The following is a 15,986-nucleotide window of genomic DNA, read 5'->3' on the forward strand; positions in this document are numbered from 1 at the left end:
GCCAAAGGCATCGGATTTATTCGTTCAATTTTGACAATCAATTCAACAATTCAACAATTCTTCAAGCTCAGCAAATTTCACATCAAGCCGTTTGAGCGTTGCAATCATCCCGCGATTGGCATCATTCGCATAACGCAACTGTTTGAGCATCATTCTATTGTAAGTACGCCAATGCATCCCTTTGGGTTTGCCCCCTAGTGGATTTGCAATTCCAACCGCCCAACCCAATTTCGCGCGGATTTTATTGGCGCCACGATGTCCACGATCTCCCTTGTCTTCACGTTGGCTTTGATACGCCAATTGGTAGCAATGCCGGCAAGCGTAGTATTTGCCGCCGGAATATAGTATCGCCACCCGACGCCCACACCCGACAGCCGGGCAAGTAAACCAATAACGCACACCGCCATAATGGCAGGGCGTGGTTTGCAGTCGAACCGGATAATCCAGCGGCTCCCAACTTTCTGAACCAGGCGCGCGATAGTCGTAGATCAGACGCAAATACCCTGTTTCCACCTTAGCCCCGATCGAGGCGATCTTTTCCCCATTGCGTGACCATTGCCAGTTGATATGACTGCCAGGAAATAACAGCCCATCCCGCTGCCAGCGCCGAATATCGATTTGCCGATAATCGTCCGTGACATTTGCGCCAAATTTTCGACCGCTACCGAATCCACCCATTTTTATTTTTCCGAAATCATTAGGCAAATTAACCGATTTGTTCACCATCAAAATCGGCTCCTTCCCTTGCCGGCTCTAGCGTAGACGGTGTTTCCAAGATCGGTATTTTTTCGGCCAATTCTGCGGCGACTAATGCCTTGATGTGGTCTTCAAACTCGTCGTCATTGTGTGCAAACGGATTATTGTGGTGACTGATAATCCGTTGCGACAAGCGATTGACCAAGGGATTCTCGCCATTCAGTTGTTGCACCACCACGGTTAGAGGCGTCGGGGCTTTGCCTGCCGGCTTGCCGACCAAGTATTGCCCTAGCCAAGCCCGCGCTTGGGCATCGCCCTGTTTGGCGGCTGCGACCGTACTGGTCACGACGGCTTGCCAGTCCTCCAAGGTGACTGTTTCCAACAAGGTCGACATATAGTCGGCTTCCGTGCGGCGGTGCTTGGCGGTGCCTTTGATAAAGTGTTGCGGTTGCTGTTTGCGTCTTGCCATGGGTTTACCTCTTCGAATTGAGTCCAGGCCAGCGTTGCCGGCCGGTACGTTGATCGGAATCATCGGGTTTTGGTGCGAAGCCCTCGCAGCGCCTGGGAATGTCATCGACTGGGTGGTAATGGCTTTCGGCCAGAATCTCGCCACGCCAAGCCGCCAGACAACGCCCTTTGCTGGTCTGGTTGCTGCACTCACGGCAATAACCCCGATCATCCAAGGCATCGCGTTGCTTGGTGAGGGTTGAATCCGGGCTGATTTCGGAAAACTGCCCAGTATCGCTAGTGCCAAAACTGTCAAAAGGCTCATCGACTGGGCTTTTGGCAGTTAAGGCAGTAGCAACGGGCGCCACTTTTGTCGAATCCAAGGCTTTAAGACGTTGCAAATAATTCATGACTGTAAACCTTTCGGGTTGGCTTCATAAATTGTCGCCGTCCGCCCAGCCGTTTCCTGTCGGTGACTGCGCAGCCAATCCAGATCGGTCAGGAGTTCGAGGGCATCCGCGACCAATTGCCGGTCTGATAAATGAGCCCAACCCGGTCGCCACACATCGCGACTGGAAAAGCGAGTTTTCAAATCACCTTTTCGAATCCGCTGCAAAATTGCCTTGGCGGCTGCCACTTCGGGCGACGATACGCTGGCATAAGCCCGTTGCGCATGGGTTTCCAAATATTCGGCCCAGGCCAGGGCTTGCAAGGTGGTGCGCTCCGTGACCGGGCCGTGTTTACCTTCAGCCAAGTGCAGAATCAGCGCCAGCCCCGGCACAAGCTTGCGGTATTTCGCCAAATGGGATTCCATGGCGGGATGTAACTCGCCATTGCGCAAACGGGTTTCCAGTTGGGTGCGCCATTCCAGAAAAATTTCACCGCCCGCATCGTCAAAGCGCAAATACGGCAAGCCATCGGGTTGACCGTTGTGATCCGTATCCTGTAGGGCACCAACCTGTTCCGGTTCCAATTTGTCCAGATAATCGAAGACGCGGTTCGCTTCACGTTTGGCATCACTATCTGGAAAACGATCGACGTTGCGCCATTCGCCGCCAATATCCGGCCAGACCAACAGGCCGAAACGCTGGATCAAACCATCATCGCCCGATCCACCGCGTACCGCATGCCGAACGTAGTCGGCAATTCGGCCCGGTTGCGTTGAACCCAATAGCGATAAACAAACGGCCGGAATATGCAGATTCATGCCGCGCATGATGCGGTCGAAGGTATAAGGACTATCCCCATTCCAACCGGTCAAGTAAAAGCCACGGGCTTCGGCGTTGTCTTCACGATCCAAGGCTTTCAACAACGACACCAGTTCGTCGCGAAACACCAGTAACCCATTGTGATTTTGCCTGTGTAATTCCCCTAACGCGGCGGCGGTGGTGTCATTCGCAATGTAGCGACGTAACGCGGGCGCTTCGATTTCCGCATCCAGTAAGTATTGGGATAAATCGGCATTGGCATCCTTGGCCAATAGCTTCCTGGCCGCTTTTTCACTTTCATCGGCCCTTAATTTAAAAAGCTTGGCAGCGAACTTGTGATCCTGCATTTCCATCCGATGCAACTCGGTGGCTTGCGCGGCCAAGCGTTTCAACGGTGACAAGGCCGCTTCCATTGCGGGCGATTTCAGCACACCCGGTCGACCAACCACCAAGGCCCATTGATTCGGCGTGACCGTCCAGTCGGTTTGATTTTGCGGGCGCATGCCCATTTTCCGCCCTAACACCGTGCCCAACGCGGCCATAATCGTAACCGCTACAAAATCCGGGGCGCACTGCACACGGTCCACAATATCGGCCGCCCACGGTTTCAAGGTATCCGGTAGCAAGGCAAAATCGAATGCCGCGACCGACGGCAAGCCATCCGGTAACGGTTGTGGCTCTGGCCAATCAGCCAAAGGATCGGCAAAATTCAACTCATCTAAACGCGCCAGCAAACTCATCGGGACACCTCCGAGTGCAAACGCATCACACTCTGAAACGCCTGCTGAACACGTTGATGATCCTTTTCCGATAATACCTTGCCTGCCAGTGTATCGCTCCAGGCCAACGCCAATATCACTGCCTCCTGCACTAACAGCGGAAACAATTCATAGGCACTGAACTTGGGAAATCTTGGTTTGGGTGCGTAAGGATTATCCAGTCGATCCGGAAAAAGATCGGTCATTTGCAAACCCACCGCTTGCAAGACTTGCGACACGCTACAACCGGAAAAACAGTGAATCAGAATCCGATCATCCGCTTCGCGAATAGCCAATGACGGCGAGCGATCATAATGCGCCGGACAACGCGCCAGCCATTTGCCTGCGCCCGTGACTTTGACCAGTTCCAGCCGATCCAACAAATACTGCGTTTTGGCTGAAACGGTGCTTACCATAAGCCACCGCCTATTTGACTCAGCCAGGTCGCCCAACGAAAGCAGTGGCCTTTCAATGCGGCCAGCTTTTCGATAAACTTGAATTTCAGAATCGTTTGTTGAGCCGCTTGGGTGTCCCCACACCCGGCGGCTTGTTTGTTTTTGATCATCACGCCCCCTTAGCCGGCCTTGCGGCTTTTTTCGATTTGGGACGCCAACCAGGCATCGATCTCGCTTTCCAGCCAACCGACCGATTTGGCCCCCAAAGAAATGGGCGCCGGAAAGGTTCCGGCTTTGATGCGTTCGTAAATAGTGGAGCGGGACAGCCCGATGCGGGCTTCGACTTGTTTGCGTCGCAGAATTGTCAACGCGGCTTGGATTTGTTTTGCCATGTTTCGCTTTCCTCGAATGTGGTTAAAGCATTCCGGTACAGCCCGGAACATGGCGTATTTATATTGTCACGACTTGATTACAGCACCGCAGTTGCGTTGCCTAATGCCGCAATTGCGGAACTATTGATTGCGCAAGTTGCGCTTCGCTTCAGGGAATTTGCGAGATAAGTTGCTTTTCGACAATCCACCGTAACCGCGGTAATGCTCATCTATAGCTTCGATTAACTTTGCCTCGCTTTCAAAAGAAGGATGTTTCTCGACATCGGGTACATTCCCAGCGATACAATCCAGCAATGCAGCAATAATATTTTGATAAGTGGTTTCGGCGCGATCTCCAGGGACATTTGCATTCTTTAATTGATCAGTAAGTGCATCAATCATAGCCCGCAGCTGATCCCGCTCTAATTCGACCTCTCTCTTGATAGCTTCAATTTCCCTGATTCGAGCATTGGCTTCGGTTAATTTTATTTCCTTGGCATCATGAGCCGATTTAAGGGTGCGATATGTTTCAGCGTTGATACCAGAATGAATGTTGCGCTCGATGTCATCAAAAAGAAAAGCTGGCCGCTCAGTTGGAGCAATTTTTTTCGCCCATTCTTTCAAATCCAGGCCATAGACATGCCGCCTTTCGTATGCAACATGATCATTCGCCTTGCGCCCATCCTCCCGGCAAGCTTGTATTTCACCGGCATCGATTGCGGCATGAATGGCACGAATACGTGGTTCAAGGCATCTTATGTAAGGGTGGCGCAATATTGCCCTGCCTAATGCGTTAGACTGGCCAATAGGTACAGCAAGTCTCAATTCTTGTTCAAGCCTATCGGGAGGTACGCCGCACCATAGTGCTGCAGCTACTGGAACGTGGTAAACCGAATAGCAGGCTTGTAAAGTGGCGCAGCTATCGTTTTCCCATGGTTGTTTTGCTCTGCCAGTCATTGCCAAACAATCCTAAACTGTATTTTGAAATTTCATGTGTTGTTCTCTCAACGCCTCATACAACTGCGCCGGCCCCAATAAAATATCCCTCAACCCGCTACGCACCTTCTCAGAATCCAAGGCCTGCTTGCTCATCGTAGTGTGCGCGGCGAAGGCATCGATGATGGCGTTCATCAGTTCATTCGACAAATCGGGGGAATTGGCGAATTGCTCCTTGGTATTATTGGCCGCCTGTTTGACCAGAATTTGCGATTCCAGCAGTTTGCCCTTGATCACGTTGTTGACGTAAACCAGCCGATCGTCATCGGTCAATTCCCCCTCGAACAAGTCATTGACCCTGGCGATGATTTCCACCAAATAGGCTTTTTCCTTTTCCTGAACCGAACCCGTGCCGGCACCGCTCATGGGTTCCAGTTTTTTATAGTCACCCGTTTCCAGGGCTAAATCACGTTTGCCGGTGCGCTTCAGATTGTGGTGGGTCAAAATGACTTTGGATAAATCAACCCCTTCGCGTTCCCGCCCAAACTCCAGCAGCGGCAACAAGCGCCGGTAGAAGATGAAGCGCTTTTCGATAGCGGTGTTGCCGTAATCGAAGATTTGCGACAGGAAGGCATACATCCGCTGAAAAGCGGCCATGTCGTGCTTGAACAGTATCAGGGCATCCAGTTCGTTTTGCGCGTCTGCCGCCGCTTTGCCGTCTTCCTTGGCCTTGGCAATGGTTAGCTTATCCTGTGCTGCTTTGAATCGAAGCAACAACCGCGACACGACCGGTTCCAGCGCGCCGGCCAGCTCGCTTTGTTTGGCATTGGGATTAAACTCGACTTCCACCACGCGATTGACTTCAAACTCGTCATAAAATCCGGCCGCATCCAGCTTCATGCGCAAATCGAACACCAGATGCGGGTCAGTGACGTTCGAGAGTTCGGCGGTTTCATAATAGGTTTTGAAGGCGGTGAGAATGTCCTCCGGATCGTTGACGAAGTCCACCACATAGGTGGTGTCTTTACCCGTATAGGCACGATTGAGGCGGGAAAGTGTTTGCACAGCGGCAATACCGGCCAGCCGTTTGTCCACATACATGCCGCACAGCAAGGGCTGATCAAATCCGGTCTGAAACTTATTCGCGACCAACAGGATTTGATAATCGTCGGTGTTGAACGCCTCGCGTATGTCTTGCCCTTTCAGGCTGGGGTTCATGGTTTTACTGGTTTCGCTGAAGGGGTCTTCGCCGGATTGCGGGTCGTTCACTTCGCCGGAAAAGGCCACCAGTGTGCCGATTTTGTAGCCGTTTTCTTTAATGTATTTATCAATCGCCAACCGCCAGCGCACCGCTTCCAAGCGACTGCCAACCACCACCATGGCCTTGCCTCTGCCATTCAGCAACGGGGCGACGTTTTCGCGGAAATGCTCGACGACGACCTGCACCTTTTGGCTGATATTGTAGGGATGCAGCCGCACCCAGCGCATGATGCCTTTCAGGGCTTCGCTGCGCTCGACTTCCTTGTCGTCCAATTCTTTGCCGTCATGCGCCAGTTTGAAGGCGAGTTTATAAGGTGTGTAGTTCTTCAACACATCGAGGATGAAACCTTCCTCGATAGCTTGGCGCATTGAATAGACATGAAACGGCGCGGGCAGATTATCAGCACCGGCCGGCAAATCCGGACGGGGGCGACGACCGAACAACTCCAAGGTCTTGGCCTTGGGGGTGGCGGTGAACGCCACATAGGTGATGCCGTTTTCGGCGGCACGGTTGGTCATTTGCGCGGCCAGCAGGTCTTCGGTGCTGACTTCGCCGCCGTCCGTCAATTCTTGCAACTCTTCCGCCGACAATACCGCTTTCAGCTTGGCGGCCGCTTCGCCGGTTTGCGACGAATGCGCTTCATCGGCAATCACAGCAAAGCGTTTGCCGTGGGTGGCGGCTTGCTCCTGCACGGTCTTGAGTGCAAAGGGGAAGGTCTGGATGGTGCAAACCACGATTTTCTTGCCGCCCGATAATGCCGTTGCCAACTCCCCGCTTTTACTGGCCGATTCACCTTTAATGGTGGCGACTACGCCGGCGGTGCGCTCGAAGTCGAAAATCGCTTCCTGCAACTGGCTATCCAAGACGTTGCGGTCGGAGACGACCAGCACGGTATCAAACAGCTTTTCATGGGCGGCATTGTGCAAATCGGCCAGAAAATGCGCCGACCATGCAATGGAATTGGTTTTGCCGGAGCCGGCCGAATGCTGGATGAGGTATTTACCGCCCGCACCTTCCTGCAACACGGCGGCCAGCAGCTTGCGGGTGCCGTCCAACTGATGGAAACGCGGGAAGATGATTTTCTTGATCTGGTTTTTCTGGTCTTTCTGCGCGACCAGATAACGCCCCAAAATCTCCAGCCAGCTATCCCCAGCCCAAATGTCTTCCCAAAGATAGGCGGTGCGATGACCATGTTCATTGGCCGGATTACCGGCTGCGCCGTTGTCGCCCTTATTAAACGGCAGAAAGCGGGTGGCCGCGCCTTCCAGCGCCGTGGTCATATAGACTTCGCTATTGCTGACCGCGAAATGCACCAAAGCCCCATTGGGGAAGGACAGCAAGGGTTCGGGGTTGCCTTGACCTTTCGGCCGTGGCTCACGGTCGAAGCGATATTGGTCAATCGCATCATCCACGGATTGGGTGAAGTCGGTTTTCAGTTCCGCCGTGGCTACCGGAATGCCGTTCAGAAACAGGCCAATATCAATGGCGTTTTCGTTATGCAGCGAATAGCGCAGTTGCCGCACCACGCGCAGCCTGTTGGCTGCGTAGCGGGTCAAAATATCCGGATTGATCGCCAGCGCCGGTTTGAACTGGGCGAGCGTCAAGGGTTGCCGCAAGCCGATTAATTCAATGCCGTGGCGTAAAACATCTAACGTGCCGCGTTGATTGATGGAATCCCGCAGCCGGCCGAGCAACACCTCGCCGGCCTGTGCGCCGTGGTTCTTTTCCAGTGCTTCCCATGCCTTCGGTTGGGTGTCTTTTACCCATGCCAGCACATCATCAGGAAATAGCGCCCGCGCTCGGTCGTATTTGGCCGCATCGTTTGGCGAATACAGCCAGCCATGGGCGGCGAGGTGTTCGCAGATTTCATTCTCGAAATTGACTTCCCTGTGCAGATTGCTCATGCGGCGGCTTCCTCCGGTAATGTCGTAGAGACTAGACCACGCACGTCAATCTTGCCGGTGACGGCGGCGGAAATGAGAGCAATGCGACGCTCTTGTAGTAACGCAATCATAGAATTCGCATCTTTGGTTTGGCCGATAGAAAGATTCCCGGCCATTGATTGTATAAGTGCGTCAATCTTGGTTGTTTCTCTATCAAGGAATGTCGCGATTATTTGTTGTTCCTCATATTTTGGTATTGCAAGAAGGAAATTGCCAATTTGCGCTTCGTTAAGAGACGGAACTGCGCCAGGGTTGGCAATCAAATCAAACCTAACGAGACTCATTGCATATTTAATAAAATCAACATCATATTCGGGTTGGCGAACAACTAACCCCATCATGTTGTTATCAATGCAAGCATCTTCGCCGAGTAGGCGAATTCTTCCTAATAACAGTGCCGCTCCAACTTTGGCAAAAACAATGGATTTTGGTGGAAAAATAAAGGCTCCAAGCTGTGCTGCCGTATTACGGGTAATTGTATTTTCGCTTGGTAGCAAAATACCATCACTACCTGCCTGAGCAAGTGCATTAACTTTATGGAAAGAAAGCTCTTCGCCCTCTATCCCTTGTTCATTATGAGGAAATCCCGCACCACCTTTGAGACGACCGAGATGTTTGATCGGGACGATAGCCCAATGATCTGGAATTTTTCCAAGCCATTCAATGCCACTGTCCTTGTATTTTTCGTAATGAGGAAAATTTATGGCCGAAACCTGCTCAAGCATGGTCAAAATGTGTTCAGTTACACCCTTTAAATAAACATCTAGCTCGGCTAATTGTCGCGTCGTTTCAAAGATATAGAAATGCCGATTGAACGGGATTTCATAGCCGACTTTGGTTTTATCGTGGTCTATCCACGCATCCGGCGCGTGAGGCAGCACTTCGCGTTTGAAGTAAGCTTCCACATCGTCCGACAGCGGCACGTTTTCGGTATCGCGTAAGCTGGAGTCCGGTTGCGGCTTGCCTTTCAGCTTGCCCTTTTCGCCGAGCAGTATTTTGCCGTTTTCATCTTTGAGCGGGCGTTCGACGGTGATGGTGCGATAACCAAAATCGCTATTCTTGAAGATTTTTGAGATGGGTTTCTTGCCATCGCTAGCTTCGATGAATTGTCCGAACAAGCGGGTGATTTCGGCGATATGCTGGTCCGACAATTCCTTGCGCTTGGAGCCAAGACTTTTGCGCATCTTCTGCCAGAAACCACTGGCATCGATCAGTTGCAGCTTGCCTTTGCGGTGCTCCGGTTTGCGGTTGGAGAGTATCCAAACATAAGTGGAAATACCGGTGTTGTAGAACATATCGGTCGGCAAGCCGATGATGGCTTCGACCAAATCGTTTTCCAGCACATAGCGGCGGATCTCGCTTTCGCCGGAACCAGCGCCGCCGGTGAACAAGGGTGAGCCGTTCAGGACAATGCCAAAGCGACTGCCGCCGTCTTTGGCTGGGCGCATCTTGCTGATCAGGTGCAACAGAAACAGCAGCGAGCCGTCGGAGACGCGCGGCAGGCCGGGTCCGAAGCGGCCGTTGTAGCCTTGCTTTTCGTGTTCGTTGCGGATTTCTTTTTCGACCTTTTTCCATTCCACCCCAAACGGCGGATTGGACAGCATATAGTCAAACTTCTTGAGGATATGGCCGTCGTCGGAAAAGGTATTGCCGAACACGATATTGGCGACATCCTGCCCCTTAATCAGCATATCGGCTTTACAGATGGCGTAGGATTCCGGATTGAGTTCCTGTCCGAACATGGTCAAACGCGCTTCCGGATTATGCTCTTCCAGATATTCGCCGGCGACTGATAACATGCCGCCGGTGCCGGCCGTCGGGTCATAAATGGTGCGCACCACGCCGGGCTTGGCCAGCACGTCGTCGTCTTCAATGAACAACAGGTTGACCATCAATTTAATGACTTCGCGCGGGGTGAAATGCTCACCGGCGGTTTCGTTGGAGATTTCCGCAAACTTGCGGATCAGTTCCTCGAATACCAAACCCATTTGGCTATTGCTGACGGTTTCGGGGTGCAAATCGACATGGGCGAAGCGTTCCGTCACCTGATAGAGCAGTCCGGATTTGGCCAGGCGATCCACTTGGGTGTAAAAGTCGAAGCGCTCGAAAATGTCTCTGACCTCAAGCGAAAAGCCTTGGATATAGGAAAACAGGTTTTCCTTAATATGATCCTGATCGCCCATCAGCTTTTTCATGTCCAGCGGCGAGGTGTTGTAGAAGCTCTGGCCAGCCTTGCGCAGCAGGAAGGGTTGAGGGTTGATGCCGAGCTTTTGCTTATCGGCGTATTCGGCCAACACAGCCTCTTTGGTGGCTTCCAGCACACAGTCCAAACGACGCAGCACAGTGAAGGGCAGAATGACTTTGCCGTAATCGGATTGTTTGTAATCGCCGCGCAGCAGGTCAGCCACTGACCAGATGAAGGCGGAAAGGGATTGATGGTTCATGGTGTCCTTATTAGTTTTGTGGTGCATCAATGCCGGAAAAAGCATAGCCAAGCATCACATCCTGTTGCTAATTTAATTTGCGTTGTAAGCCTTGCCAAAGCGGCCGATGATCACTTTGCGGTTTTCTTCGATTTGGCTGTCGACAAAATCCGCCCACCATTTCAGCATCTCTCGGCGCTGGTCGGCATATTGGGCTTTATTGTAAACGCCACGTATGCCTTTAGTCTCATGCGCCAGTGATTTTTCTATCCAGTCGGAATTGAAGCCGGCTTCATGTAAATGGGTGGATGCGGTGCGGCGAAAGTCGTGAATCACAAAGTTTTGCACGTCGGCGTCGAAACTACGCACCGCGACATTCAATGTCGATTTCGATATTGGTTTGTCCAGGCTGTGCGTGCTGGGAAATACCCATTCGGAGCCGCTAGCCAAGCCCTTTAACTCTTCAAACATCGCCAGTGCCTGTTCGGTTAAGAACACCACATGGTCTTTATCTTTTTTCATGCGCTCGCCGGGGATGATCCAAAGCCCCTGATCAAAATCAATTTCATCCCAGCGCGCTTCGATCAATTCGCATTTGCGCACCATGCACAGGATCAATAAATGCAGCGCCAGCTTGTGGGAACGCTTAATAGATGACTGGTAAATGGCCCGCAGCAACTTGCCGATTTCCGCCGCGGTTAAAGCTACGTCGCGGCTTTTGGCGGTGGCGATAAATTTGGCTTCAATCGCCGCCGCCGGGTTGAATTTGGCTTTTTCTCTGGCAATGGCGTAGGCAAAAAGGCGTTTCAGCACATTGCGGGTTTGCAAGGCCATTTGATCAGCGCCACGGGCTTTGACTTTGTCCGTGATTGCAAGGACATCAGTGACGGTGACATCGCCAATTTGTTTTCCGCCAATGGCGGGAATGACGTCCTTTTCCAACACCCGATGGATATTACGGGGATTGCTGTTGTTCGGCTCGACGATTTCAGCATACCAACGCCGGGCAAAAGCCTCGACCGTGTCCTCCGCCTGAATCGCGGCTGTTTTGATTTGCTGCTTCTGGATTGCTTCCCGGCACCAGTTTTTCAGAAATGCATCAGCCAATTCTTTGGCTTCGGGTTTTACATCATTGGGTATTGCATCACCCCGCTTCAATGCCATGGGCGACAATCCGCGGGTAACCAAAGCGGCGCAATCCGCTCGCCACTGGCGGGCTTCGGCCAAACTGTAAGCCGGATATTCGCCCAAGCTGACTTTTTCCTGTTTGCCAAATAGTCGGTAACGCAAGCGCCAAACCTTTCCACCGCTCGGCAATACCTCGACAAACATGCCACCGCCATCGGATTCTTGAAAAGCCTTTTCCTTGGGCTTCAAGTTACGCAATTTGACTTCACTAAGCGCCATAACCATCTCCGTCGATATGTGCCCATGAAATAGCTTGATCATGGGCACAGCCTAAAATCATGGGCACATCGCCTAATTATTTTAAAAACAATAATTTACGACTAGTTATGCACCCTTGCGCCCTTAAACAGTTGGATTCCCCACCCTATGTTAAGGGCGCTAGGGCACAGAATTTGTGCCCAGGAGAAGCCAGACGTTACCGCATGGGCACAGTCTTGGGCACAATTTTAGGCGGATTTGACAGGATTAAGCAAGATCAATTCGAAACAAAAACACATTAAAATATTGGTTTTTAATGAGTTTTATGGAAGCCTTCGGAACAGACTGGAAGCGTAGCTATTTTCCGATACAAAAACTGGAGAAGATTTCGCCCAACAGATCGTCGACGCCGAACTCGCCGGTAATCGACGCCAAACCGGTTTGAGCTTGCCGCAACTCTTCGGCAACCAATTCCGGCGCCGCAGCTTGCATCTGCGCCTCGGCGTTCGCCAGCGCCTGTTCCGCGCCAAGCAAAGCTGCCACATGCCTGCGACGGGCAACGAAGGCATTTTCGCTTGCGTCGCTAAACCCGGCGCAACGTTTCAGATGGGCGCGCAACAACTCCAAGCCCTGCCCGGTTTTTGCCGATAGCCGAATCTCTACCCCGTACTCGGATTCGAGCATTCCGGGCGCTTGCCCGATTAAGTCGATTTTATTGAATACCTTGACCAGGGTTGCGCCGGCCGGCAAGCCTAAATCCCCGGGCACAGCCGAATCGTCACTCGCATCGATCAACTGCAATACCACGTCGGCCTGCCGGATTTCGCGTTGCGCACGGCGCACGCCTTCTTGCTCGATTGTACAGTCGCTGTCGCGCAACCCAGCAGTGTCGATGATGTGCAACGGCATGCCGTCGACCTGTATCCGTTCGCGCAACACGTCGCGGGTGGTACCTGCCATCTCGGCCACGATGGCCGCATCGTAACCGGCCAGCGCGTTCAATAAACTGGATTTGCCGGCATTGGGCCGCCCGGCCAACACTACGCTAATGCCGTCGTGTAACAAGCGTCCTTGCTGCGCACTCAGTTGAATGATCCGAACCCGGTCGCGCAAGCGCTTGATTCGCTCGGCAACCAGCCCATCGCTCAGAAAATCGATTTCTTCGTCGACGAAATCGATCGCCGCTTCGATGAACACTCGCAGTTCGATCAATTCGTCGACCAATTCGCTAACCTGTTGGGAAAATACGCCCTGCAAGGATTGCTGGGCCGAGCGAACGGCTTGTTCGGTACTGCTGGTGATCAAATCGGCTATCGCTTCGGCTTGCACCAAATCGATTTTGTTGTTCAAAAACGCCCGTCTGCTGAATTCGCCCGGTTCCGCCATGCGTGCGCCACACTCCAATACCCGCCGCAATAGCATGTCGAGCACGATCCGGCCGCCGTGAGCTTGCAGCTCCAACACGTCTTCGCCGGTAAACGAGGCAGGCCCCGGAAAATACAACATCAATCCGGAATCGATCAGGCCCGCAGCGGAGTCGCGAAAATGCCGGAATACGGCGTATCGGGGTTTAGGCAGTTTACCTGCCAGTCGACGAGCAATTTCGGCCGCTCGCGGGCCGGAAATGCGGATGACGCCAACGCCGCCGTTACCCGGCGGCGTGGCGATGGCGGCTATGGTGTCGCCGTCCTGCAGCATGTTTAGTGGTGATGATGAGCGTCTTCTTCTAAAACATGCTTGGTGATATACCACTGCTGAATAATGGACAGGGTGTTATTGCAAATCCAGTAAAGCACCAAACCCGATGGAAAGAACAGGAAAAACACCGTAAATACGATGGGGAACATTTTCATGACTTGGGCTTGCAGCGGATCGACCGGTGCCGGGTTCAAACCTTGCTGAATTTTCATCGTGATACCGTAGATAATCGGCAACAGATAAAACGGATCTTGCACCGACAGGTCCTGAATCCACAAGGCAAATTCGGCCTGACGCAGCTCAACGGTTTCGATCAACACCCAGTACAAAGAAATGAACACCGGAATCTGCACCAGTATGGGCAAACAGCCACCCAAAGGATTGACCTTTTCGCGCTTGTACATGGCCATCATTTCGGTGTTGAAACGTTGCCTGTCATCGGCATAACGTTCTTGTAACTCCTTCAATTTAGGCTGAATTTTGCGCATCTTGGCCATGGACTGGAAACTGGCCTTAGACAGCTTGAAAAACAACGCTTTGATGAAGAAGGTGACCCCTAGAATCGCCACGCCCCAGTTATCCACGTAGCCGTGAATCTTGTTCAACAGCCAGTAGATAGGCTTGGCGATGACCGTGAGCCAGCTGTAATCGACGGTCAATTCCAGACCCGGCGCCAAAGCTTCCATCACAGGTTGTATTTTCGGGCCGGCAAAAAGTTGCGCGCTAAATTCGCCCTCGCCGTTGGCGGGAACGGTCAAATCCGGGGAATAAGAGCCGATTACGAAGCGAGCGTCATTCAAGGATTTGGTATAAAAATGGTTTTCTTGATCCGCCGCCGGAATCCAGGCGCTGGCGAAATAATGTTGAATAAAACCGCTCCAGCCGCCCGGCGCAGTCAGCTCCAGGTTTTTATTGGCCATGTCCTCGAAATTGATTTTTTGGAACTTTTCTTTATCCGTATAAAGCGCGCCGCCGGAAAAAGTTCTGATAAAGTTGTTGCTTTTATCGCTGTGCTCCAGCCGCAGCAATTGGTTATATTGTCGCCCGGTCCAAGCGGTGCCGGATTGATTGCTGACTTTTTGCGTCAATTCGACCGCATAGCTGCCGCGCTTGAAGGTAAATAGTTTGGTGATGCGCAAACCGTTAGCATCGCTCCAAGTCAAGGGTACCGCCAGCTCTTGTTCGCCGTCTTTAAGCTGATAAACGGCTTGTTGCGCTTCGAACACTGCGTGATGGTCCGGAGCCGTAGCGGAATTTCCGCTGGACACCAAACCGCTTTGGGCTAGAAAAATCTTGTCTTGATCAGCGCTCAATAACCGGATGGGGGACAAGTCTTTTTCCGGTGCCTGCATGCCTATCAGCTGATAAGCTTTTTGCACGTAGCCATTGACTTTCTCTTGCGGATAGTTGAGTAAATCCAAGTTAAGCAGGGTGCCGCCTTCGGTATCGATTTCCACCGTGACGACGTCGGTGACTACTTTTACGATTTTCCGGCTAGCTTGCACGGCGGCGCCATTAGCCGGTGCCGCGGCCTGAGCGGCGGCTCCACCGTCCATGGCTAAACTTGCTTCGGGCGAATCGGCAACCAAAGGCTTATCGGAGACTATAGCTTGAGGTTTCGGCCCATAATCGATCTGCCACGACTCCCACAGCATATAAGAGATCATCAGCAGAGCCATGATCAGCAAAAATCTAATGTTATCCATCGTTATTTACTCGGTTTTTCCGGAACAGGATCGATACCGCCCTCGTGAAAAGGGTGGCATTTCAGTAATCGTCTTAGCGTTAGATATGAGCCTTTCGCAGCGCCGAAGCGTTGAATAGCTTCCAAGCCATAACTTGAGCAACTGGGGTAAAAACGGCACCGCGGCCCCAGCAAGGGGCTAATGCAGTATTTGTAAACCTTGATCAGGGTTATGAGCAGGAATCGCATCGATCTACCAATTTAAGCCAATGCCGTTCCAATGACTTCCTCAAAATGTGCGGGTCCGCGTTGGCCGCTTCCCCGCGTGCCAAAACAACAATATCGATATTGATGATTTGTTGCCGTTGTAGTCTAAAGCTTTCCCGGACAGTTCTTTTGATACGGTTCCTTGCGACTGCTTTTTTGATGGCTTTTTTGGCAATCGCCAAACCCAAGCGCGGATGCTCCAGAAGGTTGTTGACGGCCAATACGGTAAAGTACCTGTCGCTGGACTTTACCGGATTTGTAAAGACATTTTTGTAATCGGCTGGCGTCCTGAGCCGATAAGCATCGGGAAAACAGAATTCTTCGGCCGCCAATTAGACGGTCAAAGAAGCGCGGCCTTTTGCTCTACGCGCATTAAGTACTTTACGGCCGCCTACGGTTGCCATTCTGGCACGGAAACCGTGAGTTCTGACGCGTTTTAGTTTGCTGGGTTGATAAGTTCTTTTCATGAGTTTTTGCCTAATTGCTAGCAGGTAAAAAGATGGCGGATGATAC

Annotated in this window: 16 protein-coding genes; all 16 read right to left on the minus strand. The window is 52.2% G+C overall.

The window, feature by feature from the left end:
* Window positions 1–42 precede the first annotated feature (42 nt).
* The 16 genes from AB0A83_RS11890 to rpmH all read right to left on the minus strand — a co-directional run bounded on the left by AB0A83_RS11890 (window position 43) and on the right by rpmH (window position 15,940).
* Window positions 43–726: a hypothetical protein gene (locus AB0A83_RS11890; protein ID WP_367154240.1), complete on the minus strand. Its 684-nt coding sequence runs from the start codon at window positions 724–726 to the stop codon at window positions 43–45.
* Complete coding sequence (locus tag AB0A83_RS11895) at window positions 707–1,165, minus strand: hypothetical protein (RefSeq protein ID WP_367154241.1); 459 nt, start codon at window positions 1,163–1,165, stop codon at window positions 707–709. The genes AB0A83_RS11890 and AB0A83_RS11895 overlap by 20 nt, the downstream gene beginning before the upstream one ends.
* A gap of 4 nt (window positions 1,166–1,169) precedes the next feature.
* Window positions 1,170–1,553 carry a hypothetical protein gene (locus AB0A83_RS11900; protein ID WP_367154243.1) on the minus strand — a complete coding sequence of 128 codons (384 nt, stop codon included), beginning with the start codon at window positions 1,551–1,553 and terminating at the stop codon, window positions 1,170–1,172.
* On the minus strand, window positions 1,550–3,091 hold the full coding sequence (locus AB0A83_RS11905) for a YfjI family protein (RefSeq protein ID WP_367154244.1): 1,542 nt from the start codon (window positions 3,089–3,091) through the stop codon (window positions 1,550–1,552). The genes AB0A83_RS11900 and AB0A83_RS11905 overlap by 4 nt, the downstream gene beginning before the upstream one ends.
* Entirely contained in the window at window positions 3,088–3,525 is a 438-nt protein-coding gene (locus AB0A83_RS11910; RefSeq protein WP_367154245.1) for a DNA primase, read from the minus strand. Before AB0A83_RS11910 ends, AB0A83_RS11905 begins: the two co-directional genes overlap by 4 nt.
* The gene (locus tag AB0A83_RS11915) at window positions 3,519–3,674 is read right to left on the minus strand and encodes a hypothetical protein (RefSeq protein WP_367154246.1); all 156 of its coding nucleotides are present in this window, start codon (window positions 3,672–3,674) and stop codon (window positions 3,519–3,521) included. The genes AB0A83_RS11910 and AB0A83_RS11915 overlap by 7 nt, the downstream gene beginning before the upstream one ends.
* 9 nt (window positions 3,675–3,683) lie before the next feature.
* Window positions 3,684–3,896: a helix-turn-helix transcriptional regulator gene (locus AB0A83_RS11920; RefSeq protein WP_367154248.1), complete on the minus strand. Its 213-nt coding sequence runs from the start codon at window positions 3,894–3,896 to the stop codon at window positions 3,684–3,686.
* A gap of 120 nt (window positions 3,897–4,016) precedes the next feature.
* Window positions 4,017–4,832: a hypothetical protein gene (locus AB0A83_RS11925; RefSeq protein ID WP_367154250.1), complete on the minus strand. Its 816-nt coding sequence runs from the start codon at window positions 4,830–4,832 to the stop codon at window positions 4,017–4,019.
* Window positions 4,833–4,844: 12 nt separating this feature from the next.
* Window positions 4,845–7,976, minus strand: coding sequence for a type I restriction endonuclease subunit R (locus AB0A83_RS11930; RefSeq protein WP_367154252.1), 3,132 nt, complete (start codon window positions 7,974–7,976; stop codon window positions 4,845–4,847).
* Window positions 7,973–10,459 (minus strand): N-6 DNA methylase, encoded by a 2,487-nt coding sequence (locus AB0A83_RS11935; protein ID WP_367154254.1) that lies wholly within the window; start codon window positions 10,457–10,459, stop codon window positions 7,973–7,975. The genes AB0A83_RS11930 and AB0A83_RS11935 overlap by 4 nt, the downstream gene beginning before the upstream one ends.
* Before the next feature lie 72 nt (window positions 10,460–10,531).
* Complete coding sequence (locus tag AB0A83_RS11940) at window positions 10,532–11,845, minus strand: tyrosine-type recombinase/integrase (protein WP_367154255.1); 1,314 nt, start codon at window positions 11,843–11,845, stop codon at window positions 10,532–10,534.
* 336 nt (window positions 11,846–12,181) lie between these two features.
* On the minus strand, window positions 12,182–13,522 hold the full coding sequence (gene mnmE, locus AB0A83_RS11945; protein WP_150048686.1) for a tRNA uridine-5-carboxymethylaminomethyl(34) synthesis GTPase MnmE: 1,341 nt from the start codon (window positions 13,520–13,522) through the stop codon (window positions 12,182–12,184).
* Between the two features lie 2 nt (window positions 13,523–13,524).
* Window positions 13,525–15,228 (minus strand): membrane protein insertase YidC, encoded by a 1,704-nt coding sequence (yidC, locus tag AB0A83_RS11950; RefSeq protein ID WP_150048688.1) that lies wholly within the window; start codon window positions 15,226–15,228, stop codon window positions 13,525–13,527.
* A 2-nt stretch (window positions 15,229–15,230) separates the two neighbouring features.
* Window positions 15,231–15,455, minus strand: coding sequence for a membrane protein insertion efficiency factor YidD (gene yidD / locus AB0A83_RS11955; protein WP_150048690.1), 225 nt, complete (start codon window positions 15,453–15,455; stop codon window positions 15,231–15,233).
* Window positions 15,437–15,805: a ribonuclease P protein component gene (gene rnpA / locus AB0A83_RS11960; RefSeq protein ID WP_150048692.1), complete on the minus strand. Its 369-nt coding sequence runs from the start codon at window positions 15,803–15,805 to the stop codon at window positions 15,437–15,439. Before rnpA ends, yidD begins: the two co-directional genes overlap by 19 nt.
* Window positions 15,806–15,940, minus strand: a complete 135-nt coding sequence (gene rpmH, locus AB0A83_RS11965; protein ID WP_150048694.1) for a 50S ribosomal protein L34 — start codon at window positions 15,938–15,940, stop codon at window positions 15,806–15,808.
* Between the last annotated feature and the right edge of the window lie 46 nt (window positions 15,941–15,986).

The sequence above is a fragment of the Methylomonas sp. HYX-M1 genome (assembly GCF_040741385.1).
Taxonomy (GTDB): domain Bacteria; phylum Pseudomonadota; class Gammaproteobacteria; order Methylococcales; family Methylomonadaceae; genus Methylomonas; species Methylomonas rhizoryzae.